Source organism: Aquabacterium sp. (assembly GCF_041909175.1).
GTDB lineage: Bacteria > Pseudomonadota > Gammaproteobacteria > Burkholderiales > Burkholderiaceae_C > Aquabacterium.
On record NZ_JAYRDZ010000001.1, the window covers coordinates 410948 to 434768 of the forward strand.

21 protein-coding genes are annotated in these 23821 nt (G+C 65.2%); 7 read left to right on the forward strand and 14 right to left on the reverse strand.

Going from position 1 to position 23821, the window contains the following annotated elements; genetic code table 11:
• The first annotated feature begins 8 nt into the window (after positions 1-8).
• The gene (gene gspF / locus ACE3PH_RS01820) at positions 9-1226 is read left to right on the forward strand and encodes a type II secretion system inner membrane protein GspF (RefSeq protein ID WP_374315902.1); all 1218 of its coding nucleotides are present in this window, start codon (positions 9-11) and stop codon (positions 1224-1226) included.
• 11 nt (positions 1227-1237) lie between these two features.
• Positions 1238-2137 (forward strand): 5'-nucleotidase, encoded by a 900-nt coding sequence (locus ACE3PH_RS01825; protein ID WP_374315904.1) that lies wholly within the window; start codon positions 1238-1240, stop codon positions 2135-2137.
• A gap of 3 nt (positions 2138-2140) precedes the next feature.
• Here ACE3PH_RS01825 and ACE3PH_RS01830 read toward each other — a convergent pair whose 3' ends face one another.
• Genes ACE3PH_RS01830 through ACE3PH_RS01845 form a run of 4 tightly spaced genes read right to left on the reverse strand, consistent with a single transcriptional unit; the run spans position 2141 to position 5406 of the window.
• Positions 2141-2743 (reverse strand): MOSC domain-containing protein, encoded by a 603-nt coding sequence (locus tag ACE3PH_RS01830; protein ID WP_374315906.1) that lies wholly within the window; start codon positions 2741-2743, stop codon positions 2141-2143.
• Between the two features lie 39 nt (positions 2744-2782).
• Positions 2783-3940: an ATP-binding cassette domain-containing protein gene (locus ACE3PH_RS01835; RefSeq protein WP_374315908.1), complete on the reverse strand. Its 1158-nt coding sequence runs from the start codon at positions 3938-3940 to the stop codon at positions 2783-2785.
• Positions 3937-4638, reverse strand: a complete 702-nt coding sequence (locus tag ACE3PH_RS01840; RefSeq protein ID WP_374315910.1) for a molybdate ABC transporter permease subunit — start codon at positions 4636-4638, stop codon at positions 3937-3939. Before ACE3PH_RS01840 ends, ACE3PH_RS01835 begins: the two co-directional genes overlap by 4 nt.
• 3 nt (positions 4639-4641) lie before the next feature.
• Positions 4642-5406: a hypothetical protein gene (locus ACE3PH_RS01845; protein ID WP_374315912.1), complete on the reverse strand. Its 765-nt coding sequence runs from the start codon at positions 5404-5406 to the stop codon at positions 4642-4644.
• Between the two features lie 264 nt (positions 5407-5670).
• Between ACE3PH_RS01845 and ACE3PH_RS01850 the strand changes: the two genes are divergently transcribed.
• Positions 5671-7527: a phosphoenolpyruvate carboxykinase (GTP) gene (locus ACE3PH_RS01850; protein WP_374315914.1), complete on the forward strand. Its 1857-nt coding sequence runs from the start codon at positions 5671-5673 to the stop codon at positions 7525-7527.
• A gap of 72 nt (positions 7528-7599) precedes the next feature.
• Here the strand turns inward: ACE3PH_RS01850 and ACE3PH_RS01855 are convergent, their stop codons facing one another.
• The 4 genes from ACE3PH_RS01855 to ACE3PH_RS01870 all read right to left on the reverse strand — a co-directional run bounded on the left by ACE3PH_RS01855 (position 7600) and on the right by ACE3PH_RS01870 (position 13966).
• Positions 7600-8868, reverse strand: a complete 1269-nt coding sequence (locus ACE3PH_RS01855) for a pectin acetylesterase-family hydrolase (RefSeq protein WP_374315916.1) — start codon at positions 8866-8868, stop codon at positions 7600-7602.
• A gap of 186 nt (positions 8869-9054) precedes the next feature.
• A complete protein-coding gene (locus ACE3PH_RS01860; RefSeq protein WP_374315918.1) occupies positions 9055-11871 on the reverse strand; it encodes an ATP-binding protein in 2817 nt (938 codons plus the stop codon).
• Between the two features lie 5 nt (positions 11872-11876).
• Positions 11877-12623 carry a hypothetical protein gene (locus tag ACE3PH_RS01865; protein ID WP_374315920.1) on the reverse strand — a complete coding sequence of 249 codons (747 nt, stop codon included), beginning with the start codon at positions 12621-12623 and terminating at the stop codon, positions 11877-11879.
• On the reverse strand, positions 12620-13966 hold the full coding sequence (locus tag ACE3PH_RS01870; protein WP_374315922.1) for a hypothetical protein: 1347 nt from the start codon (positions 13964-13966) through the stop codon (positions 12620-12622). The genes ACE3PH_RS01865 and ACE3PH_RS01870 overlap by 4 nt, the downstream gene beginning before the upstream one ends.
• Before the next feature lie 319 nt (positions 13967-14285).
• On the opposite strand from ACE3PH_RS01870, the gene ACE3PH_RS01875 reads away from it, so the two are divergent.
• The 3 genes from ACE3PH_RS01875 to ACE3PH_RS01885 all read left to right on the forward strand — a co-directional run bounded on the left by ACE3PH_RS01875 (position 14286) and on the right by ACE3PH_RS01885 (position 17436).
• Positions 14286-15221 carry a lipase family alpha/beta hydrolase gene (locus ACE3PH_RS01875; RefSeq protein WP_374315924.1) on the forward strand — a complete coding sequence of 312 codons (936 nt, stop codon included), beginning with the start codon at positions 14286-14288 and terminating at the stop codon, positions 15219-15221.
• A 72-nt stretch (positions 15222-15293) separates the two neighbouring features.
• Positions 15294-16250 carry a lipase secretion chaperone gene (locus ACE3PH_RS01880; protein WP_374315926.1) on the forward strand — a complete coding sequence of 319 codons (957 nt, stop codon included), beginning with the start codon at positions 15294-15296 and terminating at the stop codon, positions 16248-16250.
• Positions 16251-16356: 106 nt separating this feature from the next.
• Positions 16357-17436, forward strand: a complete 1080-nt coding sequence (locus ACE3PH_RS01885; RefSeq protein ID WP_374315928.1) for an AI-2E family transporter — start codon at positions 16357-16359, stop codon at positions 17434-17436.
• On the opposite strand, the gene ACE3PH_RS01890 is transcribed toward ACE3PH_RS01885, so the two are convergent.
• The gene (locus ACE3PH_RS01890) at positions 17437-18588 is read right to left on the reverse strand and encodes a response regulator (RefSeq protein ID WP_374315930.1); all 1152 of its coding nucleotides are present in this window, start codon (positions 18586-18588) and stop codon (positions 17437-17439) included.
• A 17-nt stretch (positions 18589-18605) separates the two neighbouring features.
• Positions 18606-19742, reverse strand: a complete 1137-nt coding sequence (locus ACE3PH_RS01895; protein ID WP_374315932.1) for a histidine kinase dimerization/phospho-acceptor domain-containing protein — start codon at positions 19740-19742, stop codon at positions 18606-18608.
• Positions 19743-19874: 132 nt separating this feature from the next.
• Here ACE3PH_RS01895 and ACE3PH_RS01900 point away from each other — a divergent pair, with 132 nt between their 5' ends.
• Positions 19875-20732, forward strand: a complete 858-nt coding sequence (locus ACE3PH_RS01900; protein WP_374315934.1) for a substrate-binding periplasmic protein — start codon at positions 19875-19877, stop codon at positions 20730-20732.
• A 15-nt stretch (positions 20733-20747) separates the two neighbouring features.
• Here ACE3PH_RS01900 and ACE3PH_RS01905 read toward each other — a convergent pair whose 3' ends face one another.
• From ACE3PH_RS01905 to ACE3PH_RS01920, 4 genes are all read right to left on the reverse strand, one after another.
• Positions 20748-21701, reverse strand: coding sequence for a histone deacetylase (locus ACE3PH_RS01905; protein WP_374315936.1), 954 nt, complete (start codon positions 21699-21701; stop codon positions 20748-20750).
• A gap of 19 nt (positions 21702-21720) precedes the next feature.
• On the reverse strand, positions 21721-22209 hold the full coding sequence (locus ACE3PH_RS01910; RefSeq protein WP_374315938.1) for a glutathione peroxidase: 489 nt from the start codon (positions 22207-22209) through the stop codon (positions 21721-21723).
• On the reverse strand, positions 22206-22703 hold the full coding sequence (locus ACE3PH_RS01915; RefSeq protein ID WP_374315940.1) for a MarR family winged helix-turn-helix transcriptional regulator: 498 nt from the start codon (positions 22701-22703) through the stop codon (positions 22206-22208). The genes ACE3PH_RS01910 and ACE3PH_RS01915 overlap by 4 nt, the downstream gene beginning before the upstream one ends.
• A gap of 93 nt (positions 22704-22796) precedes the next feature.
• Entirely contained in the window at positions 22797-23807 is a 1011-nt protein-coding gene (locus tag ACE3PH_RS01920) for an anion permease (RefSeq protein ID WP_374315942.1), read from the reverse strand.
• Between the last annotated feature and the right edge of the window lie 14 nt (positions 23808-23821).

Genomic DNA, 23821 nt, shown 5'->3' on the forward strand with positions numbered 1-23821 from the left:
GCTGTGACATGGCTGCGTTCCGATTCGAGGCACTGGATGCCGCTGGCAAGACCGTCAATGGCCTGGTCGAGGCGGACAACGCCAAGGCTGCGCGTGCGCAGCTGCGCGGTCAGCAGTTGGTGCCCATCAAGGTTGATCTGGTGGTGGTGGCCGAGGTCGAAGGGCAGCCGCGCAAGCTGTTCGCCAGCAGGGTGTTCCATGCCACGGCATTGGCCATCTGGACGCGGCAGCTTTCTGGCCTGGTGGTGGCCGGCTTGCCGCTGGAGCGCGCACTGACCGCGCTGGCCGATGAAGCCGAAGACCCTCGTCAGCGAGAGCTGGTCGCCCACCTGCGTTCCGAGGTGAATGCCGGCTCGACGTTTGCGCGTGCGCTGGCGGGTTCGCCGCGGGAGTTTGATGAGGTCTACCGCGGGGTGGTGTCGGCTGGCGAGCAAAGCGGGCAGCTTGGCACCGTGCTCGAAAAGCTCGCCACCGATCTGGAAGAGCAGCAAGCCTTGCGCTCGAAGCTCATCGGCGCAACCTTGTACCCGGCCATCGTGTCGGTGTTTGCCATCATCATCGTGATCGCCTTGCTGGTGTTCGTGGTGCCGCAGGTGGCGCAGGTCTTCGCCAGCAGCAAGCGGGCCTTGCCCTTGCTGACCCGGGTGATGCTGGGCATCAGTGCCTTCATGCGCGAGTGGGGGTGGTTGCTGGCGCTGGCGCTGATCGGTGGCGTCTCCGCGCTGATGTTCGCGCGACGAGATGAAGGGTTCCGGCAACGCTTCGATGCCTTCTGGCTGGAGTTGCCCTTGATTGGCCGGCTCTCACGGGGCTACAACGCGGCCCGCTTTGCCGGCACGCTGGCCATGCTGGCAGGCTCCGGTGTCCCCATCCTGAAGGCCTTGCAGGCTGCGGCTGAAACCTTGTCCAACCGGGCCATGCGGGCCGATGCACTGGAGGCACTGGTGCAGGTGCGCGAGGGCGCCCCACTGGCTTCGGCGCTGGCCGCCAAAGCGCGGTTTCCCGGGTTGCTGTCGATGTTCGCGCGGCTGGGTGAGCAGACCGGGCAATTGCCCGTCATGCTGCAGCGTGCAGCCAACCAACTCAGCACCGAGGTGCAGCGCAAGGCGCTGGCCATCGCCACCATCCTCGAGCCCTTGCTGATCGTGTTCATGGGGCTGATGGTGATGTTGATCGTGATGTCCGTGATGATGCCGATCATGCAGATGAACACCTGGGTCAAGTAAGGACGCCCGCGATGCCCGCCTCTCTGTCTGGCCGCCTGGTGGTGGCCATTTCCTCCCGGGCCCTGTTCGACTTCGAGGCTGAAAATGAGCTGTTCGAGGGCACGGACGACCGGGCCTACATGGCCCTGCAGATCGACCGCATGAGCGAACCAGCCAAGCCTGGCGTGGCATTCTCGCTGGTGCGCAAGCTGCTGGCGTTCAACACGCCTGAGCAGCCTCGTGTCGAAGTGGTGATCCTGTCGCGCAACGACCCCGCTTCAGGGCTGCGGGTATTCCGCTCGGCGCAGCATTACGGTCTGCCGATCGAGCGGGGCGTGTTCACGCGGGGTGCCAGCCCCTGGCGCTATCTGCGGCCCCTGGGGGCGCACCTGTTTCTGTCGGCCAACGAGGCCGATGTGCGTTCTGCCCTGGAGGCCGGGGTGCCGGCTGCGCGCGTCTTGCCCCATGCGGCACGTGCCGTCGATGCCCACCCCCATGAGGTGCGCATCGCCTTCGATGGCGATGCGGTGCTGTTCTCGGATGAGGCCGAGCAGGTGTTCCAGCATGATGGCTTGCATGCCTTCCACGAGCACGAGGTGGCGCTGGCCGATCAGCCCCTGCCGGACGGCCCATTCAAGCCCCTGCTGCAAGCCCTGCAGGTGTTGCAGCAACGCAGCCCGGATCAGGCCATGCGGGTGCGCACGGCACTGGTGACGGCACGCAGTGCGCCTGCGCACGAGCGCGCCATCCGCACCCTGATGAACTGGCGCATTGACGTGGACGAAGCGATGTTCCTCGGCGGTTTGCCCAAGGGGCCGTTTTTGCGCGAGTTCGAGCCGGATTTCTTCTTTGATGACCAGACCGGTCATGTCGAGAATGCCGCGCCGCATGTGCCTGCCGGGCACGTGGCTGCGGGTGTCACCAACCGCTGAGGTTCAGACGTCGCGGCGGCGCATCTTGTTGGCAAACAACTCGCTGATGCTGACTTCGCGTGGGCCGGCGATGAGTTCGAAGCTGTCCCCGGCGGCAATGGTGCCTGGCTCGCGCACTGCCAAGTAAAAGCCACAGTAGCCCGACTGCGCCATCATCTTCGAGGCCTGCTTGAAGCCCATCACCGCCTGAAACTTGAAGCACGGTTGACGGGGTTCGCTGACCGCCAGGGTGCAGTCCGGGAACTTCAGCAGGTCGCCCACCCAGACGTCGCTCTCGAGCAAGCCGGTGATCGTCAGGTTCTCGCCGAGCATGCCAAAGGGCAGGTCGTCATCCCAGGACTGCACGCCGGCCTGGGCCCGCATGGTCTGCCATACCTTGTAGTGCTCGTGGGGGTAGGCGTAGACCGCTTTGGACAGTCCGCCGTGCACGGTCAGGTCGGTTTGCTCATCGCCGTCGATACCCAGCGGCGCCACTGCCAGGCGCTCTGGCTGCGCTGCACTGCTGGCAGCCCGCTTGCGGATGGCGGTCATCACCTGCCTGCCGTCGATCTCGATCGGGGTGGGGCGGGCCACATTGACGGACAGAAGGCGGCGGGCGGCGGTCATGGGCAGACAGGGGCAGAAGGGCTGAGGTGGTTGAGCATATCAAGCCTGACGCCACCCTGAGACCGACACGGCCATCGCCTTGAACCCGACCACGCAGTCCTGCCCGGGTGCCAAGTTCATCTCCTGAATGGACTTGCGCGTGAGCATGGCCCAGATCTGGTGGGGCAGCGGCTGGTGTTTGTCTGCTCCTTGCTGCGGGTGAAGCAGGATCACCGTGACAGCGCCGTAGGCACCGTGCTCGCCCGCCAGCATCACCTGGGCGATGCGCCCCCGCAGCTGGTTGCTGTGGGTGGTGTCGCGGACCGTGTCTTGGTGCAGGCTGACATCCCGTCCGCGGATCTTCAGCCGCACGCTGCTGCCGATGGGCCAGGGGGCCGCCGGCACGGTGATGCGTTGCCCGCCCACGTCGACTTCGGTCAACATCCAGCGCACGTCGTGCCGCACGATCTGGCCTTCGAGCACGCTGCCGGCGTCGGCGCCTTCCAGGAAGTTGGCAATGGCGACGTCGGACAGCATGCGGGCCGCGGGGCCGGCACCCGTCATGCGTCCTTCGTGCAGCACGATCAGCTCGCTGGCCATGCGGACGACCTCGTTCATGCGCGGGGTGACCAGCACCACCGGCACGCACAGCCTGCGGGGCAAGTCGGCGAGCAGATCCAGCAGCGCAGGCCGCTCTTCGCTTGGCACACGGCGGAGCGGGTCGTCCATCAACACGGCATTGGGCCCTGCCAGTGCGGTGCGCGCCAGGGCCACCCGCAGCCGCTGACCCGCGTGCAGGCTGCGGACCGGGCGCTGCAGCAAGGGCTCCAGCCCCAGCCAGGCGATGGTGTCGGCCAGCCAGGCGGGTTGCGCATCGGGGTGAAGCCGTGCAGCCTGTTTCAGGTTGGCCTGGACGTCGAGGTGAGGCAGCACCGAGTCCGTGTCATCCAGCCAGGCAAGCCGCCTCTGATGAGGGGGCCGGTTGATGCCCGCCGCGCTGTCGTAGAGCGGGTAGGGGCCCAGGGCGATGCGACCGCTTTGAGCGGGCTGCAGGCCTGCCAGGGTGCGCATCAAGGCCGTCTTGCCGGCGCCAGCATGGCCTGCCAGGGCACAGGTTTCCCCGGGCAGCGCGCGGAACTGGGCCTGGATGTCCAGGCCTGGCTGCTGCACACGCAACTCCACACTCAGCGCCTGGGGTGGTTGGTGTGCGCCCTTCATGGCAGGGCCGCGCGTTGCAAGCCATGCCGACGCAGGGCTTCGCTGGCGAGCAGGGCTGCCAGCACGATGAGGCAACTCAGACCAGCCAGGCGCGCCGCTGCGTCCAGCGTGTCAGGCGATTGCAGGGCTTGTACGAGGGCCAGCGGCACGGTGCCAGCGTAGCTCTGGCTGCCGGGCGGCAGCAAGGCAAAACCGAGCACCAGCGTGGCACCTGATTCGCCCCAGGCCAGGGCCAGTCCCAGGCAGACCGCCGAGAGGATGCCGGGGGCCAGCCTGGGCAGCCACAGCTGACGCCAGACCTGCCATGGCGAGGCGCCCAGGGTGGCCAGAGCCAGGGCGTGCTGTGGCGCCAGCGTGTCAAAGTGCGGGCGCAACTGCCTGACCATCATGGGCAGCGTGGCCGCCGAGGCTGCCAGCACCACGCCATCCGGGAAAAAGCGCAGGTGCCAGCCGGTTCCCTGTTGGAGCCAGTGGCCGAACGCGCTCGCCGGGCTCAGGCCGGCCAGGAGGATGTAGCCGATGACGACAGGTGGCAGGGCCGCCGGCAGCAACACCAGGCTGGCCAGTATCCAGCTGCCCGGGCCGCACCAGCGCGCCAGTGCATAACTGATCGACACGGCCAGGGGCGTACAGAGCGTCACCGTGACCACGGCGACCTGCAGGCTGCTCCAGAGGGCTTGGCTCTCCCAGGCCTGCATGGCTTATGCAGGCTGCCAACCGCTGGCGGCCACGGCACGGCGCCCCAGGGGCCCCTGCAACCACTGCACCATCAGTTTGCCGGCCGGGTGGGCCGAGCGGAAGGATCGGGCCACTTCGCAGGTGAGCGTCAGGCGGGGGTCTTGGTTGAGGATGACCTTCATGCGCTTGCGCTGGGGGGCCGGCAAGGCTTGCCATTGCCCGGACGTGAGCAGTTGGTAGGCCGGCTGGCTGGCCACCTGCGACGAGGGGGCGCGAGCCTGGGGCAGTTGCTTGACAGCGAGTCCGGCCTGCAGGCGCTCGCTCAGGCCATCCAGACCGGAGCCGCGCGCCGGCGCCTCGAAACGGCAGGCGCCAGCCGCCTGGCCGGCCAGGATCTGGTGCATCACCTTGCCGACGTCCTGCTCGCTGCCGATGCCGGCCAGATCGTCCTGTGGCCCGACCAGCAGCACGCCGGTGCGAGCCAGCGGGTGGCGGTCATGGATGAGCCCCTGGCGCGAGAGCGTGTCGGCCTGCGCACACGAGAAGAACAGGCCGGCCTGCATGCTGCCGTTGTCGAGGCCGGTGAGCACGTCAGCTGTGGTCGAGCGCACCCAGTCCACCCCCAGGCCCACGTCTCTGCCCATGGTTGCTTTCCATTTCGCGGCCAGGCCCGTGTCGAACACCAGGCCATCCACGCCCAGGCGCAAGCGCGCCACGGGCTGTGCCTGGCTGCTTCGGACCCCGCAGGCGGCCAGGGTCAATGCCGTCATCCATTCACGTCGATTCATCGTGCTTCCTATTCAACCGCAAGAACGGCTGTCTTCGATCCGTGCCCGTCTACGGGCTTGTACCAGCATGTTTCTGCCTCGTACGGTGTGACGGAGTTGGCAGCCCCAGGCAAACCCCTGGGAAGAGGGGGGAACCTAAAAATTTCCAGGTGGATTAAAATAGCAGGCTCCCCGTTTTTTGCCGCGGGGTGTCGAGAGCGCAGTTCAAGCTTCAAGCAAGCCGCGTTGTCGAGACCCTGTTTTTTCATTTTTTGGAGCTTTGTCATGACTCAAACCGCACAGGTCAATGCACCGGCATACGTCAAGAATGCCAAGCTGATCGCCTGGGTAGCCGAAATGGCCGCCCTGTGCCAACCGAAGGACATCTACTGGTGCGACGGCAGCACCGAAGAGTATGACCGCCTGTGCGCCCAGCTGGTCGCCGCCGGTACCTTCAAGAAGCTCAACCCCGAGCTGCGTCCCAATTCCTTCCTGGCTTGCACCGACCCGTCCGACGTGGCCCGCGTGGAAGACCGCACCTTCATCTGCTCCGAACGCAAGGAAGATGCCGGCCCCACCAACAACTGGTGCGAGCCTGCTGAAATGCGCGCCAAGCTGCAGACTGGCGAAGGCGCCCTGTTCAAGGGTTGCATGAAGGGCCGCACCATGTATGTGGTGCCCTTCTCGATGGGCCCCCTGGGCTCGAACATCGCCCACATTGGTGTGGAGCTGTCCGACAGCGCTTACGTGGCGGTCAACATGAAGCTCATGACGCGCATGGGCAAGGGCGTGATCGACGTGCTGGGTGCCGATGGTGAATTCGTGCCTTGCATGCACACCGTCGGTGCGCCGCTGGAAGCGGGTCAGGCCGATGTGAAGTGGCCTTGCAACCCCACGGTCAAGTACATCGTTCACTACCCTGCCACCCGCGAAATCTGGTCCTACGGCTCCGGCTACGGCGGCAACGCCCTGCTGGGCAAGAAGTGCTTCGCCCTGCGTATCGCCTCGACCATGGGCCGCGAACAAGGCTGGCTGGCCGAGCACATGCTGCTGTTGGGCGTGACCAACCCCCAAGGCCAGAAGTACCACGTGGCAGCCGCTTTCCCTTCGGCTTGCGGCAAGACCAACTTCTCCATGCTGATTCCGCCTGAGGGCTACAACGGCTGGAAGGTCACCACCATTGGTGACGATATCGCCTGGATCAAGCCGGGTGCCGATGGCAAGCTGTACGCCATCAACCCTGAGGCCGGTTACTTCGGCGTGGCCCCTGGCACCAACACGCTGACCAACCTGAACTGCATGAACTCGCTGCAGCGCGACGTGATCTTCACGAACGTGGCGCTGACCGACGATGGCGACGTGTGGTGGGAATCGATGACCGACACCGCCCCGGCTCACCTGATCGACTGGCAAGGCAAGGACTGGACGCCGGCCATCGCCAAGGAAACCGGTGCCAAGGCCGCTCACCCGAACGCCCGCTTCACCGTGGCTGCCACCAACAACCCGGCACTGGATGCCGAGTGGGACAACCCCGCTGGCGTGGCCATCGATGCCTTCATCTTCGGTGGCCGTCGTTCCACCACCGTGCCGCTGGTGACCGAAGCCCGTGACTGGACCGAAGGCGTCTACATGGCTGCCACCATGGGTTCCGAAACCACCGCTGCCGCCTTTGGCGCGCAAGGTGTGGTGCGTCGCGACCCGTTCGCCATGCTGCCGTTCGCCGGCTACAACATGAGCGACTACTTCCAGCACTGGCTGGACGTGGGCGCCAAGCTGAAGGCCGCTGGCCACAAGGTGCCGCCGGTCTACTGCGTGAACTGGTTCCGCAAGGGTGCCGACGGCAAGTTCGTGTGGCCTGGCTACGGCGAAAACATGCGCGTGCTGGAATGGATGCTGGGTCGCATCCAGGGTTCGGCCAAGGGTGTCGAGAACGCCTTCGGCATCAGCCCGACCTACGAAGACATCAACTGGAATGGCCTGAACTTCACCAAGGAACAGTTCCAGTCCGTGATCGGCATCGACAAGGCGGCCTGGGCACAAGAGCTGAAGCTGCACGAAGAGCTTTTCCAGCAACTGTCCTTCCATCTGCCTGCAGAGATGCCGGCCACCAAGGCCAAGATCGAGCAGCGTCTGGCTGCATGATCCCCTCAGGGCATTGAGCAAAGCAAAGCCGGGCTGCATGCCCGGCTTTTTTCATGGTGCGTTGTCAGCCCATCAGATGGGCAGGATCTTGGCGAGCAGGTCGGCCAGGATGTCGCTCAGCAGGATGCGGTTGTGGCTGCGGTTGGTCTCATAGGCACGCATGACCGGCCCGGAGCCATCAAGCAGGTTGTTGACGAAGACGTTGATCGAATCGAGGTTCTTCTCGGTGATGCTGGTGCCGCCAAAGGTCACGATGGTCAGGCAGTGGGCATCGTTGAGTTCCCGCCAGTTGGGCACGTAGTAGCCCACGTTGCTGTAGGGGGACATCATCGTCAGCCAGGGCTGGATTTCCTGGCGCCACTTGGCGTTGATGAGGGCCAGTCGTTCGTCGTCTGATGCCGCGTTGGCGATCTCCGGGTAGAACTTCTGGTACGAGAACGCCGAGAAGATCGCATCCTCTTGCGCCACGGCATAGCCAATGCGGTCATTGGGGTAGAGCTTGCCCAGGCCGCTGGTGATGGAGCCCAGGTTGTCAGCGCTGCCTGCGCTGGGGTATTTGCTCACCAGTTGGGTGACGAGGCCATTGGTGCCGTCGAGCCCCCAGACCGCCCGGATCTTGTTGTGCAGCAGCACGGACGGTGCCTCGCTGGCCGAGGCCGTGCGCGGTACGTTGAACAGCGGGCCGGCGTCGGCTAGCAGCGCCATCTTTTTCGGGTTGATGGTTTCGCGGAACCAGGGGTAAAGGGCGGTTGAGCCGACACCGCCGGCCGAGAAGCCCGTCAGCAGCAGGTGGGCCGGGCGCGGCAGGTTGGCTGCCATCCATTTGGCGACCGCCTGGGCGTTGACCATGCCCTTGTGGGCGTAGACCAGAGGCTTGCTTGGGTCGACGTTGTCGTACACATTGGTCTGGTTGCCGGTATGGACATCACCGGTGCAGTAGGCCAGGTAGACGATGTTCCAGCTTTGCGTCTGCACGGCCTGGAGAGGGTCGATGCGGGCCGTGAAGGGGGTGACCAGCCCCCAGTGCGCCTGGCGGTTGAAGTCGGACATGTAGTTGCTGGGGATGCCGTCGGGGTTGACGGCATCGAGCAGGGTGCCGCCCTTGCAGGCGTTCTGATCCCAGCAGGCCCCGCCGCCCTCGAACATCACCACCGTCTTGCTGGTGAAGGGGGTTCGGTTGACGAAGAAGCGGTAGGGGGTGCCATTGCCGCAGGTGGCACCCGACGAGGCGGGCAATTCCACGGTTTCCCACTGGAAGTAGGCGGCCTGGGCGGCCAGGCTGCACAGCAGGCTGGCGCCGAGCGCCTTGGCTGAGGCCAGGAGAAGAGAACGCAGGGACATGGTGGGCTCCTCAACATGGTTGTGGTGGTGCCCGACCAGTTTTGAATAACGGTGTTTTTTGTTGCTGCGGGTTTGTGCGGCAGGTCGACCAGCCCCCCCGCAGATCAGGGGGGCGGAACTGTCGGCTGCCTGACGCTTGCGCGGCACGGCGGGCGGGGTTCTCCCGCATCCGGCCATGCCGGGCGGTCAGAACGTGTCGGATGGGGGGCGGCGTTGCAGCACCCCGATCGGGGGCGCCCAGCGCGCGCCCTTGGGCTTCTTGGCGGTCACCAGGGTCACATCGGCGGGCTCGAACACCTCGACGTTGTGGGTGATGGGAGTGGTGAGCACGTACTGCGCCCGGGTGGAGCGCAGGAAGTGGCCCACGAGCTGGATGTTGCGCACGTCCAGGTGGGCGAAGGGTTCGTCGATGAAGACAAACCCGCCTGGCGTTTCATCATCCTTCATCAGGCCCACCAGCAGGATCAGGGACTTGATCACCTGCTGGCCGCCAGAGGCTTCACCGTCGTTGAGGCCGATGTGGCCCTTGCCGTCGAAGTTGAAGTGCACCTTCAGTTCGGCCTGGCGCAGGCCGGCGTCGTCGGTGTCGAGGTGGGGCAGTTCGGCCGAGACTTCCACCCCGGCCAGCTGACCCAGTTCGATGATGTTCTTGCGGTAGCGCCGCACCGTGACCTTGAGCACATCGGTGTAGCGTGCGCGGGCATTGTCGACGGCGATGGCGGCCGCCACGTTGGCCGCCTTGCGCTGGGCGAGCTCGTCTTCCTGGCGCAGCACGTTGGCGTTCATCAGTGTGAGCTGTTCCAGCACGGTGGCATCGGTTTCCCACTGGCCTTCGTTGAGCTCGCGCTCGACCGCCTCGGCACGCAGGCGCGCCTGGGTGGCATTGCCGTAGCGCTCCTGCATGTCGGCAATGCGCTCGGCAGCACGCCAGCGCGCCGGCAGCTGCAGCTTCACTTCGCGGGCCATCACGGCCTGGGCGATGACATCGTCGAAGCGCACCTGCCACTCGCGTTCGTGCTGGGCGCTGCGCTGCTCGATGTGGGCCAGACGCTCCTGGGCCTGGCGGTAGCCATGCTGGGCGTTGGTCTGCTCCACGACGGCACGCTTGAGCTGCGCTTCGAGCTGTTGCCAGCGCTCGCCAGCATCGGCGCGGGCCTGCTTGAGCACAGGCAGTTGCCGGCGAGCCTCTGCAAATTCTGCTTCTCGGTCAGCCAGTTCTGTGGCTGCGGTGAAGCCTTGTGCGGCTTGGCGGGCATCCTGCAGTTGGCGATCGAAGAAGGCCTGGTCGCGCACGATGCGGGTCATCTCCTCATCGAGCTGGGTGAGGCGTTCTTCCAGGGCTTCCCGGCGGTTGCTGATGGCGCTGGCGCCGAACTGGTGCTGACCCGGGTCGACCCAGACCGAACGCCCGCCCCGGTTGTCGCGGTGGTAAGCCTCGGGGGTGATCCATTCGCCGCGGGCGCGGACACCTTCTTCGGTGCTGGCCACGCGGCGGATGCCTTCGAGCTGGCGCAGCAGCCAGCGCGGAGCCGGCGCACTGAACTGCAGCACAGCCAGCAGGCTGGTGGCGTCGGGCTGCGCCGGGGCGTCTTCGGCGTCGGCCACGATGTAGTGGCGGTAGCGTTCCTTTTCAGCCAGGGCCATGGCCTGGGCTTCCTGGCGTTCATCGCCCAGCACCACGACCCAGCGGCTGCCACGCAGCACGCCTTCTGCGGCGGCGCGCCAGCGTTCGTCCGTGATCTCGATGATCTCGGCGATCAGGTGGTGGCGGATACCGGCTTCGTCGAGTGCGCGGCGGAAGCGCACCACATCGGGCGGCGGTGGCGCCTGACGCTGCCCCTTGAGCTGGGCGAGCGATTGCTGTGCGTCGTCACGCTGGTCCTTCAGGCGCTGCCATTGGGCCGAGAGCTTCTGCTTGTGTTCGCTGAGCTCCTTGATGCGCACGGTGAGCTTGTCGGCATCGCCTTCGACGATGGCCAAGCCGGCGAGTTCGTCGGCACGCTTGACCAGCAATTCGACAGGGCGCTCGGCTTCTCGGGCTTCTTCCTGCACGCGACGGGCGGTGCGGACCTGGGCCTCCAGGGCTTCCACCCGGGCAGCCGCATCGGTCTGGTCCTGCAAGCGCTGCAGCAGGTCGGTCTTGACCTGGCTGTGCTGGCGCCGATCGTCGGTCCATTGCAGGCGCTGGCGGTGCAGATCCCGCAGCTTGTTGGCCAGGCTGCGGCGGGTTTCGTGGCTGCTCAGCACGGGCACCACTTCGGTCGAGAGCGTCTCGCGCTCCTGGCACTTGAGTTCGTACTGGCGGAACAGGTTGACGCGGGATTCGAGCTCGGCACGCTGAGCCTTGCCGTGCGAGAGCTCGCGCTCGGCCCCTTCCACTTCCTGCGTGAGCTGCTTCTGGTGTCCACGCGCCTCTTCGTAGCGGTCCAGCACTTCCTGGTCGCCGAACACGTCGAACACCAGCTTGAGCAGCTCCTTGGGGCTGTATTCGCACAGGCGGTCGGTCTGGCCTTGTTCGAGGGCCAGCACCTTGGCAATCGCGCGGGACAGGCCGGCGCCTTCCAGGCGCTTGCGCCAGTTGTCGATGCCTAGCCAGTCGCGGTCGCCACGGGCGATCAGCTCTTCGATGGACACATCGCCTTCCACCATGATGTAGCGGCGCACCCAGTCACCACCGTTGCGGTCGATGCGGCAGGCCAGGGTGACCATGTCGCTGTAGAGCAGGCAGCGGGCGAAGGGGCGGTTGGACGACTGGCGGTTGCGCGGACGGTTGTCCACCGTGGCGCGCAGCCAGGCGCTGTCGGCATTGGCGTGGCGGGCGTAGGTCTTGTAGTTGCGGCCGCCCGAGCAGTCCAGGCCCAGCAGGGTGCGCATGGCATCGAGCAGGGTGGTCTTGCCGGAACCGTTGGGGCCGGCCACGGTGATGATGGCGCCATCCAGCGGCAGGGTGAGGCGCTGGCAGTAGTCCCAATGCAGCAGTTCGAGGCTTTGCAGGTGAAACATCGGGGTCAGGCCTCGTTGGGGTTCGTGTCGTCGTCAGCGGCTTCGTCGGGCAGCTCTTCCAGGGCTTCCTGTTCTGGATGGAGCAGGGCCAGCGGCAGGTTGGCCGTGAGTTGCTTGGCCTGGGCCAGCACATCGCCCAGGGCACCTTGCAGGATGCGCGGCGCAATGGCGTCGTAATCGATCAGCAGATCGAGCAGCGGGCCTTCGGCGATGTCCTCACCCTTGCGGACGATGAAGCCGTGGTGTTCCAGGCGCTTCAGGTTGGTGTCCAGGCGGGTCTTCTTGCCGAGCTGCACGCCGAAGTCGGCCAGCAAGGCGCGGTAGGACACCATGGGGCTGACGCTGGCCGCGGTGGGCACAGGGCGCTCCTTGCCGAACATGTCATTCTGGTCTTCACCGTCGGTGTTGGCTGCGCGGGCGGCCTGGCGCTCGCGCTTGGGCAGCACGATCAGCGCCCACAGCACCACCAGCAGTGAAACGGCATCGCGGGGCAGGTCGATGTTGTTGTGGCTGTTGAGACCGGCCTCGCCAAACACGCTGGCTTCGGCTGGGCGCAGCAGGGCGACGCTGACATGGTCGGCGTAGAGGTTGTCGATCAGGCGCAGGCCGACCTGGGCCAGACGCTCCTGCGTGGCCGCCCACAGGTCGGCATCGATCAGGGCGCGCTTGACCTTGGGGTGCTGGCGGGGCAGCCAGCGACGCGCCAGCAGTTCGGCCGCGAGCAGCGCGGCGTCATCCAGATGGGTGCTCATGCTTGTTCGGAATCGGAAAGGTCGGCCGACGCAACGGGGGCCGCTTGCGGGGTCAGGGTGCCCTCGCTGATGCGGGCCACGGCTTCGTCGTCGGTGGTCAGGATGGTGGCGGTGAGCTGGTAGTGCCAGGGGGCCCGAGCCAGGTCACCGGTGAGGCCCTTGAGGGTTTGCGCCTGGGCGTCACCCAACAGGGGCATCAGCTGCATGCGGTAGGCCGCCTGGGCAAAGCGCCCGCCGAGGATGGCGTCGCTCACCGGGCGGGCCTCCAGAACTGGTGCGGGGTCGTTCTTCGTGGTCTGCCAGCGTGTGAGCGTGGTGAGCAGGGCGCCCAGTTCGGCAGGCAGGCTCAGGGTTTCGATGGAACCGGATGCGGCTTCCGCCGGCGGCGGCAGGCCCGCGCTGCGGCTTGGGTCCGGGCGATCACGCTCGAACTCACCCTCGGCCACGTCAACCAGATCATGCTGGCTGACCATGACCGGGCGCACAGGCAGTGACAGAGCGTTGCCCAGTAGCTCATACAGAGCGGGGTGCGCTTGCAGCCAGGCGCGCACATCAGAGGTGGTCAGGCCCGTGGAGCCCAGGGTGACACGCTGGCGGTCGGCCTGTTGCAGGGCGCGGGTGAACTGGCTGGCCATGGCCAGCAGCCTGGCCTGCTCGTGGCCGATGGCGCGGGCTTCACGTTCGAGGCGTGGGTCTTCGTGCTCGGCGCGGATCAGTGCGGTCAGCGCCTGGCCGGCCCGGTCGACCAACTGCAGGGCGCGGTCGAAGCGCGGCTGGGCGGCGCGCAGGCGGGCCTCCGATCCGCTGGCAATGGCTTCGGCAAACTCGTCGTGCAGGCGGGCGAGCTGGGCGTGCAGGTGCTTGAGCTGGTTGGTGGTCACCAGGCCCAGTTGCTGGGCGCCGGCCACCTGGGCCAGCAAGGCACCCATCTCGTCGTGCTCGTCGGTGGTCGGTGCCGTGAGGGGGGCCAGCAAGGCATGCACCTGCTGCGCCAGGGGGGAGAGGTGGTAGTCCTGCGGGGTGGCATCCCAGACCAGCAGGTTCAGTTCACGCAGCCGCTTGAGCACGCTGTCCAGGGCCTCTGGCAGCACGGCATGGAACAGGCGGTTCAGGTCATCGCGTGACAGGCGGGCCTGCGGCTGGCTGGCCAGCTCCATGAAACACCACAGGCGCAGTTGCACCAAGGCCTGCGGGCCGGAAAACAGGCCGCGCAAGGCGTCCAGCGCATCCAGGCGCTGGCTCAAGGCCCAGGCCAGGGGCTGCGCCGGCGGGTAGTCCGGATCGCGGAAGTAGCTTTCGAAGCTGTGGCTCTCGTTCTGATCTGGAATGGTCGCTTCGATCATGGGGCCACATTGTGCCGGAGCAGGGTGCCGCGCACGGGTGAAAAGCAGGTTTTTCCGTGTCTGGGGGTAACCCCATCAGGACTTGCCTGTGGTGGCGGGTTAACCCAGGGTGATTTCCAGGCCTCCAAACATGGGGGGCAGCGTTTCCTGGGGTTTGTTCCAAGAGGCCGGTCATGCGTTTGAAACGACCATTTCCGTCCATGAGCCGAAGGGTTCATGACGCATGACACGGATGACAGAGGCGCAAGGGGCGATAGACCCCATCAAGCGCCCCCAGCGAGGACCGTTTCCACCGAACCACCCGCTTGAGGAGACATGGATGAAGAATCGTCTGTTCGCGATGGCCATGGCCATCATCGCTGCCGTGATGCTGGCCTTCCAGCCAGCACAAGCTGCTACCGGCTATACCCAGACTAAATACCCCATCGTGCTGGTGCATGGCCTGTTCGGCTTTGACAGCATTCTGGGCATTGACTACTGGTATGGCATTCCGTCCGCCTTGCGTTCTGATGGGGCCACGGTCTACGTGACCCAGGTGTCGGCGGCCAACTCGACCGAAGTGCGTGGCGAGCAGCTGCTCACCCAGGTCAAGCAGATCCTGGCCATCACCGGTGCCAGCAAGGTCAACCTGATTGGCCACAGCCATGGTGGCCCGACTGCGCGCTATGTGGCCGGTGTGGCACCGGAACTGGTGGCTTCCGTCACCAGTGTGGGCGGTGTCAACCGAGGTTCCGACTTTGCGGATGCGGTGCGTGGGGTGCTGCCCAGTGGCAGTCCGATCACATCTGCCGTGGCGAAGGTGGCCAACAGCACCCTGGTGGCCCTGATCCAGGCGTTGTCTGGCAACTCGTCGCTGCCGGCCAATGCCGAGGCCGCGCTGGTGTCCCTGACCACGGCGGGCTCGACCGCTTTCAACGCCAAGTTCCCGGCAGGGGTGCCCACCAGTGGGTGCTCGGGTGGGGCCGAGGTCGTGCGTGGTGTGCGTTACTACTCCTGGGGTGGCAACAAGCCCTACACCAATGTGCTCGACCCGATGGACCCGGTGTTGACGCTGTCGAGCGCCTTCTTCAGTTCGGCCAATGATGGCCTGGTGTCGACCTGTTCCATGGCCCTGGGCAAGGTCATCCGTGTGGATTACGGCATGAACCACATGGACGAAGTCAACCAGACCCTGGGCCTGGTCAACATCTTCGAAACCAACCCGGTTCAGCTGTATCGCCAGCATGCCAACCGCCTGAAGTTGGCTGGCGTCTGAGGGAGTCCGCCCTCATGACGCAGGGACCGCCAAGGCGGTCCCTTTTTGATTGGCTTGAAGTGAGTTGGCAGGATGAACAAACACGTGGTCATACAGCGAAAGGGCCGGACTGGGCGTTCGTGGGCACTGGCCTTGGGGCTGGTCTCCGCAGGGGTGATCGTGGCGGCCGTACAGGTCATGTCGGGTGGTGAGGGGGCTCGGCAATCGGTCGATGCGGTTTCAAGCGCCGCTTCTGCCACCGCGGCTTCAGGCGACGATGGGACCCGGACGCACGTGGGTACCGAGGCCGATGGGCGCTTTGCACAGGGCAACGGAGACCTGCTCATGAGTCCCGAGTTGATCAAGCGGTTTGAGTACCATCTGGCGGCCATTGGCGAGCGCACGGTGCCTCAAATCCGTGAAGCCATCCTGAACGATCTGCGGCGAAGCCTGAATGCGAAAGGCTTGAGTGAGGCCACGCGTCTGCTGGACAAATACCTGCAGTTCAAGACGGCACTGGCCTCGGTGCAAGCGGGCCAGTCCAGCGACGGGTCTGCTGCGGCACTGGCGCACTCATTCCAGGTCATCCGTGACCTGCGTGCCCAGTATTTCGATGCCGCGGAGATTGCAGCGCTGTTTGCGCAAGGCGACGAGTACGAGGACTACATGGTTCGCAAGATGAGCATCCTTCAGGACAAGAGCCTGACCGAGGCGCAGCGGCGCGAGGCGCTGGCGTCGCTGGCAGGCCAGTTGAGTCCGGCGGCCCGTGCCGATGTGGAGCAGCCCCTGTTGCACCTGACGCTGTCGGAGCGGGTGGAGCAGGCCCGGCGTGAAGGGGCCACCGCTGCGCAGATCAGAGAGATCCGTACCGAGATGGTAGGCGCCGACGCGACGCGCCGGCTCGAAGCCCTGGATCGGGAGGAGGCGGATTGGCAAGATCGGATCCAGCAGTACAAGGCCGCCAAGGCCAGTGATCCGGCTCGCGCGGAACAACTCAAGAACCAGCTGTTTTCTCCCAACGAACAACTGCGCTTGTCAGCCTACGAATGATTGACCACGCCAGACCGGCGGAGGCATGTGGCTTCTGTTGTGTAGCTGCGGGTTGGCTGTTTGTGGGAGGATGACGGCTTGTTCTCGCCCCTCCTGATTGCCGTTCATGGAAAGCCCCCGTTCTGATCGATTGCTGGCCACTGTGGCCCTGAGCCTGCTGGCGGCAGGTTGCGTGCTGGTCATGTGGCCCTTCCTGACTTCGCTGGTGTGGGCCGCCATCCTGGCCACCACCTGCTGGCATCTGCTGGTGGTGCTGGACCGCTGGGTGGGTGGTCGGCGCACACTGGCAGCTGCCCTGGTCACCCTCCTGGTGACGGTGGTCGTGCTGGGGCCGGTGGTGGCGGTCGCCCTCGGGATGGCAGACAACGTGGCCGAGTTGGGGCGGGCGATGACGGCCTTCACCCGCAGCGGCTTGCCCGATGCACCGGACTGGCTGCGCCGCATTCCACTCATCGGCAATGCGGTGTACGACTATTGGCAGCAGTTTGCGCACAACGGGCAACGCCTCATTGACGAGTTGCAGAAGCTGGCCGAGCCGGCGCGTGATTGGGCCCTCATGGGTGGCCGTGCCATCGGCAAAGGTGTCATCGATCTGGCGATGTCGGTGTTCCTGGCATTCTTCCTGCTGCTGCACGGCGAGGCCCTGGCGCGCCGTTTGCGGATTGCCATGGTGCGTCTGGCGGGCCAGCGGGCCAGCTACCTGCTCGACATCGCTCGCGGGACCGTTACCGGGGTGATCTACGGCATCCTGGGCACGGCGCTGGCGCAGGGGGTGCTGGCCGCCATCGGCTTTGCCATTGGCGGGGTGCCGGGGGCCATGCTGCTGGGCGTCGTGACCTTCTTCTTCTCGGTGATCCCGGTGGGGCCGCCCTTGATCTGGGGCGGTGCAGCCATCTGGCTGTTCCAGCAGGGCGACATGGGTTGGGCCATCTTTGTGGCCGCCTGGGGTTTCTTCATCGTCAGCACGGTGGACAACGTCATCAAGCCCTTCATCATCAGCCGAGGCTCCAGCCTGCCTTTTGCCATCGTGTTCCTTGGCGTGCTGGGGGGGGTGCTCGCCTTCGGTGTCATCGGGGTGTTCCTCGGCCCCACCATGCTGGCACTGGGCTACCGTTTGCTGAACGAGTGGACCACGGCCGAGTTGGAGTCAGTGCAGCCGATCTCTCCCCACAAGGACTCAGATTGATCAGGTGCGTGTGGGCGGCGTAGACAACCAGCGCCCCAGCGTGCTGAACAGCACCCGGGTGTCGATCGGCTTGCCGATGTAGTCGTCCATGCCTGCGGCCCGGGCCAAGGCCTGGTCTTCCTGACTGGTGTTGGCGGACATGCCCAGGATGGGCAGTTTGCGCCAGCGAGGGTCTTGTCTAATGAGCCGGGTGGCCGTGTAGCCATCCATGACGGGCATGCGGCAGTCCATCAAGATGAGGTCGAAATCGGCTTCCTGCAGCGCGTCGATGGCCGCTTCGCCGTGTGCCGCCACCTTGGCCGTGATGCCCGCCTGCTTGAGCAGGGCCACCGCCAGTTCCTGATTGAGTGGGGTGTCTTCAACCACCAGCACCCGTTTGCCGGTGAGCGCGTTCAAGGCGTCTTCATGGGTCAGGCTTGCCGTGGCTGGGGCTGTCTCGGGGGCGGCTTCACGCCAGCTCGACCACGACAGCGGCTTGTCGACGATACGCCTGACTATCTGGCATGGGCTGCGCTCCTGCAGCCTGTCCAGCTCGTCTCGCTGGAAGGCCGGGCACATCAGCCAGATGGTGCCGGTGTAGCCCAGCGAGTCCAGTCGGCGTGCACACGTCAAGCCATCCATATGGGGCATCAGCCAGTCGATGACGACCAGATCGGGGGCATGACCTTTCACCAGGCCGTCGGCGATGACCTTGAGCGCCGATGCGCCATCTATCGTGGTGAGGGCCTGGGCTCCCAACTGGCTTGCCATGTTGGCCAGCAGGTCGAGGGCCGCCTGGTTGTCGTCCACCAACAGCACGTTGCGCTTGTCCAGTCGCGGCATGACGGTTGGGGACTCGATGGCGTCTGGCGGCGTGTCCAGCGTGATCGTCAGGGCGAAGGTGCTGCCTTTACCGGGACTGCTGCGGACGTCGATTTCCGCCCCCATCAGCTCGGCCAGGCGTTGCGAGATGGCCAGCCCCAGGCCGGTTCCGCCATAGCGGCGGGTGGTGGTCCGGTCGGCCTGCACAAAAGGCTGGAACAAGCGGGCCTGCTGCTCGGCCGTCAGCCCCGGTCCGGTGTCATCGACGGCGAGTCTCAGCATCACGCGCTGCGGGCCGACCGGGGTGGGCACCACGCTGATGCGGACCTCGCCCGCATCGGTGAATTTCACGGCATTGGAGACCAGGTTCAGCAAATCTGATGGAGCCGCAGCGGGTCGCCCAACAGCCGTTGCGGCGACCTGGCGGGCGTGTCCAACAGCAACTCGATGCCCTTGTCCGCCACCTGCTGGGCAACGAGGTCGACGACCCCGTCGAGCAGATCGTCGAGCGTGAATTCAACCCGCTCAAGTTGCAGCTGACCGGAGTCGATCTTGGCGTAGTCCAGCACGTCGTTGACCAGGGCCAGCAGCATCTTGCTGGCCGTCTGAACCTTGCTGATGTAGCGGCGCGGTTGTTCGGCCAGCTCATGTTGCAGCGCCAGTTCGGACATGCCGATGATCGCGTTCATGGGCGTGCGGATCTCGTGGCTCATGTGTGAGAAAAACGCCCGCTTGGCTTCGTCGGCCAGCAGCCGGGCTTCCTGGTCGATCTGCCATTGACGACTGCGGCGCTCGGTTTCCTCCCGCTTCTCCATTTCCTCCTTGAGCGAGCTTCGCATCTGGTTGAAGGCTTGCACCAGGGTGTCGATTTCGTCGTGGCGGGTGCCACCCGGTCGGTCCAGCGTCAAGGACTGGTCCAGCTGGTCCAGTCTGGTGCTTCGGGCATGGTCGGCGATGCTTGCCAGGGGGCGCAGCACGAACAGGCGCATCACGATGATGATGGCGGTAGCCAGTGCCAGGGCCCGCAGCAGTTCGGTCGTGACGATGGTCCATGCCATCTGGGTGAGTCGGTGATGCAGCCCGACCAGCGAGGCCTCGACATGCAACTCGCCGACCTGCTGGGCGGGCGCATCGCTTTCGGGATCGGCATACATGAGCTTGAAGGTGCGCTGCAGCACCGGGGCGCTGGCCGCGGCATCAGGGGGCGTAGGCGACCCGATCATGCGCACCGGAAAGGGCAGGTCTCCGGTCACGCTGACATGGCTCACATCGGGCAGCTGGGCAATGCCTTCGATCTGCCGATCGATCAGGGCATGGTCGAGCGCCCAGACCTGGGCAGCAAGGGACGGCACATGGGTGGACTCGATCAGCTTGAGATGCTGCTCGATGTCGGCGATGCCGTTGCGGTAGGCTGCATGAACCTGATATGCGGCAGCAATCAACGCCACGAAGAGGCTGATTGCCAGGACCATCACCGTCATCAGTCGCGAGATCGAGGGCCGCATCGTTTCATCCTGCCGATTTGAGGGCCTTTCCCTGCAAGGCGCGTGCTGCAGAGATGCTATGGTAGTCACATAGTAGCGTGCATGGGCCGCAATGCGGTCCCCCATGCGCGGACGCAACAGAGAGGACGGGTCATGCTGAGAAAGCTGCTCCTCATCGGCCTGCTGGCCTGCATGGGGGGATCAGTCGTGTTGGCGGCCGAGGTGATCACCTACCCACGGCCAGAGTCGGCGGGCGATCACCGAGGTGATTACGCTGTGGAATTGCTCCGTCTGGCCTTGAGTGACGGGGGAACTCCCGTTGAGTTGCGTCCGGCGGCCGAAGTCATGAACCAGGAACGTGCGCTGCTGGCCTTGCGCAGCGGGCAAGGCTTGCGGGTCACGTGGAGCATGACCACGGTCGAGCGCGAAAAGATGGTTCTGCCTATCCGTATTCCGATCTACAAAGGGCTGATCGGCTGGAGGCTGGCGCTCATTCATGCCAGCCGCAGCGGCATGCTGGCCCGTGTCTCAGATGCCGCTCAGCTGGCTCAGCTGACAGCGGGTCAGGCTGCGGAGTGGCCGGATACCGATATCCTGCGGGCGAATGGTTTGAAGGTGATGACCTCCACCAACTACGGCAGCCTGTTCAAGATGCTGGGCCGGGGGCGCTTCGACTACATGCCCAGGTCTGTCGGTGAGATCTGGACCGAAGCCAACTGGCATCGCGCAGATGGCCTGATGGTGGACGACAGCATCGTTCTGCACTATCCGGCTGCGGTGTACTTTTTCGTGGCCAAGTCCGATGCTGCGCTGGCCGAGCGCATCCGGCTGGGGCTGGAGCGACTCATTGCTGATGGGCGATTCGACCGGCTCTTCTACTCGTACCACGCCGAGCAGATCGAAAGGGCGCGGCTGTCGCGTCGCCGGGTCATCGAGTTGCGCAACCCCTTGCTGCCCCCCGAGACGCCTTTGTCCCGCCCGGAGTTGTGGTTGCGGTTTCCGCAGCATTGACGGTGGCGTGACCGCTCAGCTCGGATTGTGGGCGGGCTGCCACCGCTGCCAGGCGGCTTGTGCCACTTCAAATGTGCGAAGCTGTACGGCGACCGTCGTCCCGATGTCATGACCATAGCCGCCGGCCATGGCCATGGCGACCGGGATGCGCCGTTGCCAGGCCCATTCGAACACCCGTTGGTCGCGCTGGGCCATGCCGTCGGCACTCAGTTTGAGTCGGCCCAGGCGATCGCCTTCGTGCGGGTCGGCTCCAGCCAGGTAGATGACCAACTGGGGCTCAAAGCGGGCGTCCAGGGTCGCCAGGCCTTGCTCCAGGGCATCGAGGTAGGGCTCGTCTGTGCAGCCGTCCGGCAGGTCGATGTCGCAGGAGCTGGGCTCCTTGCGGAAGGGGAAGTTCTTGGCGCCATGCAAGGACAGCGTGAACACCGAGGTGTCGCCCTGAAAGATGCTGGCCGTGCCATTGCCCTGGTGCACATCCAGATCGATGACGGCCACCTGCAAGGGCGCCTGGCTTGATGCCCCTGGGCGGCGTTGCCATTCGACCTGCATCAGTCGGGTGGCTACCGCCACGTCGTTGAACACGCAAAAGCCGCTGCCTTTGTCGGCATACGCATGATGGGTGCCGCCCGCCAGATTGGCTGCGACGCCTTCTCCTTCGAACAGGGCCGTGCGGCAAGCTTGTATCGTGGCCCCGACCGAGCGGCGGGCGCGCTCGCCCATGCCGGGGCTCCAGGGGAAGCCGATCTCCCGAATCTCGGCGGCACTGAGCTGGCCGTCCATCACGGCACGGATGTAGCGGGGCGTGTGCGCCAAGGCCAGCTCGCCATCCGAGGCTGCGTGGGCCTGGTAGAGCTGCACCCCGGGCAGATGGGCTTTCACCGCATCACGCAGCATGGCGTATTTCGCCATCGGGAAGCGATGGCCTGCCGGCAAGGGCAGGACGAACTCGGTCGCGTAGAAAGCCTGCACGGCGTAGGGCGGGAGTGGGTCAGGCTCCCAGTATCTTGCGGATATCGCCTTCCAGGCTCTCCGGCTTGGCTGTGGGGGCGTAGCGGTCCACCACACTGCCATTGGCATCGAGCAGGAATTTGGTGAAGTTCCATTTGATGGATTCGGTGCCGAGGATGCCCGGGGCTGCCTTCTTCAAGGCCTGGTACACAGGGTGCGCCTGTGGCCCATTGACGTCGATCTTGGCGAACATCGGGAAGGTGACGTCGTAGCTGAGCGAGCAGAAGTTTCGGATCTCGGCTTCGTCCCCCGGCTCCTGGTGACCGAACTGGTCGCAGGGGAAGCCGAGCACCACCAGACCCTGATCCTTGAACTGGCGGTACAGCGCCTCCAGGCCCTTGTATTGCGGCGTGAAGCCACATTTGCTGGCCACATTCACGATGAGGGTGGCCTTGCCCAGGTGGTCGCCTAGCGGGCTGGTCTGGCCATCGATGGTCTTGACGGAGATGGTGCGGAGGTCCTGGGTCATGCTGCTTGGTCCTGCGTTGGGTTGGTGTTTGTTTTCGGGGAAATCGTGGTGCCCGCTGTGAGCGCCTGAAGCAACTGCCGCAACTCTTGTCGCAGTTGGGGCAGGTCAATCGCGCTGTTGAGCAGGTGGCAGGCCATGCTGCGAGGTACCGATTCGGCTTGTGCCTTGAGGGCCTGGCCCGCTTCCGTCAGGGTGACAAGCACCCGGCGCTCATCGGCGGCATCGCGTTGACGCACGACGAGCCCCTGGTTCTGCAATCGCTTGAGCAATGGCGTCAAGGTGCCGCTGTCCAGATGCAGTTTGTGGCCGATCTCGCTCACCATCTGGGGTGCCTGCTCCCAGAGCACCATCATCACCAGATACTGCGGGTAGGTCAGCCCCAGCGGCTCCAGCAACGGGCGATAGGCGCGCGTGATGGCATTGCTGGCCGCGTAGAGGGGGAAACACAACTGCTGGTCCAGGTGGAGCAGCGAATGAGGTGGCTGGGTAGGCATGCCTAAAATATATCTGACAACTTAATTGCGCGCAATTTTATTGCCAAAAAAGAGAGAGCCTCGGGGCCCTCTCTCTGTGCGGCCGTTCTGATGTCAGAACAATTGCTTGCTGACCCAGTAGGCGATGCTGGCCACAAAAGCTGCCGCCGGGATGGTCAGTATCCAGGCCCAGACGATGTTGCCAGCCACGCCCCAGCGCACGGCACTGGCGCGCTGCACCGAGCCCACGCCGACGATGGCGCCGGTGATGGTGTGGGTGGTCGACACCGGCACGCCCATCGCCGTGGCGATGAACAGCGTGATGGCACCGCCGGTTTCGGCGCAGAAGCCCCCTACCGGCTTGAGCTTGGTGATCTTCTGTCCCATGGTCTTGACGATGCGCCAGCCGCCAAACATGGTGCCCGCGCCAATGGCCATGTAGCAGGCGATGATGGTCCAGGTGGGGGGCATCTTGTCGCTTCCCGCCGCATAGCCTGTCGAGATCAGCAGCATCCAGATGATGCCGATGGTCTTTTGTGCGTCGTTGCCGCCATGGCCCAGGCTGTAGGCCCCGGCTGACACCAGTTGCAGACGCCGGAACCAGCGGTCCACCCGGGAGGGATGCATACGGCGGAAGATCCAGGCCACCAGCACCATCATCAGCGAGCCGAAAATGTAGCCAAGCAGGGGCGACACGAAGATGAAGATCACCGTGCGCAAGATGCCTTCCGCCATCAGTGCACCCGCACCGGCCTTGGCCATCACGGCGCCCACGATGCCGCCAATCAGTGCGTGCGAAGAGCTGCTCGGGATGCCATAGAGCCAGGTGATCACGTTCCAGGTGATGGCGCCCACCAGGGCTCCGAACACCACGTAGACGTCCACCACACCTTTGTCGGCAATGCCCTTGCCGACGGTGGCCGCCACACTGAGGTGGAAGATGAACAGCGCGAGGAAGTTGAAGAACGCAGCGAACAACACGGCTTGCGTGGGGCGCAACACGCCCGTCGACACCACCGTGGCGATGGAGTTGGCAGCGTCGTGGAAGCCGTTCATGAAATCGAACAGCAGCGCGAGCACCACCAGTGCGATGATGACCCAAAGGGCCACCTGCATGGTCATCATGGTCGAGCCTCCGG

Coding starts and splice junctions, on each gene's coding strand:
- gspF (WP_374315902.1), top strand. CDS start 9: ATGGCTGCGTTCCGATTCGAGGCACTGGATGCCGCTGGCAAGACCGTC.
- ACE3PH_RS01825 (WP_374315904.1), top strand. CDS start 1,238: ATGCCCGCCTCTCTGTCTGGCCGCCTGGTGGTGGCCATTTCCTCCCGG.
- ACE3PH_RS01830 (WP_374315906.1), bottom strand. CDS start 2,743: ATGACCGCCGCCCGCCGCCTTCTGTCCGTCAATGTGGCCCGCCCCACC.
- ACE3PH_RS01835 (WP_374315908.1), bottom strand. CDS start 3,940: ATGAAGGGCGCACACCAACCACCCCAGGCGCTGAGTGTGGAGTTGCGT.
- ACE3PH_RS01840 (WP_374315910.1), bottom strand. CDS start 4,638: ATGCAGGCCTGGGAGAGCCAAGCCCTCTGGAGCAGCCTGCAGGTCGCC.
- ACE3PH_RS01845 (WP_374315912.1), bottom strand. CDS start 5,406: ATGAATCGACGTGAATGGATGACGGCATTGACCCTGGCCGCCTGCGGG.
- ACE3PH_RS01850 (WP_374315914.1), top strand. CDS start 5,671: ATGACTCAAACCGCACAGGTCAATGCACCGGCATACGTCAAGAATGCC.
- ACE3PH_RS01855 (WP_374315916.1), bottom strand. CDS start 8,868: ATGTCCCTGCGTTCTCTTCTCCTGGCCTCAGCCAAGGCGCTCGGCGCC.
- ACE3PH_RS01860 (WP_374315918.1), bottom strand. CDS start 11,871: ATGTTTCACCTGCAAAGCCTCGAACTGCTGCATTGGGACTACTGCCAG.
- ACE3PH_RS01865 (WP_374315920.1), bottom strand. CDS start 12,623: ATGAGCACCCATCTGGATGACGCCGCGCTGCTCGCGGCCGAACTGCTG.
- ACE3PH_RS01870 (WP_374315922.1), bottom strand. CDS start 13,966: ATGATCGAAGCGACCATTCCAGATCAGAACGAGAGCCACAGCTTCGAA.
- ACE3PH_RS01875 (WP_374315924.1), top strand. CDS start 14,286: ATGAAGAATCGTCTGTTCGCGATGGCCATGGCCATCATCGCTGCCGTG.
- ACE3PH_RS01880 (WP_374315926.1), top strand. CDS start 15,294: ATGAACAAACACGTGGTCATACAGCGAAAGGGCCGGACTGGGCGTTCG.
- ACE3PH_RS01885 (WP_374315928.1), top strand. CDS start 16,357: ATGGAAAGCCCCCGTTCTGATCGATTGCTGGCCACTGTGGCCCTGAGC.
- ACE3PH_RS01895 (WP_374315932.1), bottom strand. CDS start 19,742: ATGCGGCCCTCGATCTCGCGACTGATGACGGTGATGGTCCTGGCAATC.
- ACE3PH_RS01900 (WP_374315934.1), top strand. CDS start 19,875: ATGCTGAGAAAGCTGCTCCTCATCGGCCTGCTGGCCTGCATGGGGGGA.
- ACE3PH_RS01910 (WP_374315938.1), bottom strand. CDS start 22,209: ATGACCCAGGACCTCCGCACCATCTCCGTCAAGACCATCGATGGCCAG.
- ACE3PH_RS01915 (WP_374315940.1), bottom strand. CDS start 22,703: ATGCCTACCCAGCCACCTCATTCGCTGCTCCACCTGGACCAGCAGTTG.
- ACE3PH_RS01920 (WP_374315942.1), bottom strand. CDS start 23,807: ATGATGACCATGCAGGTGGCCCTTTGGGTCATCATCGCACTGGTGGTG.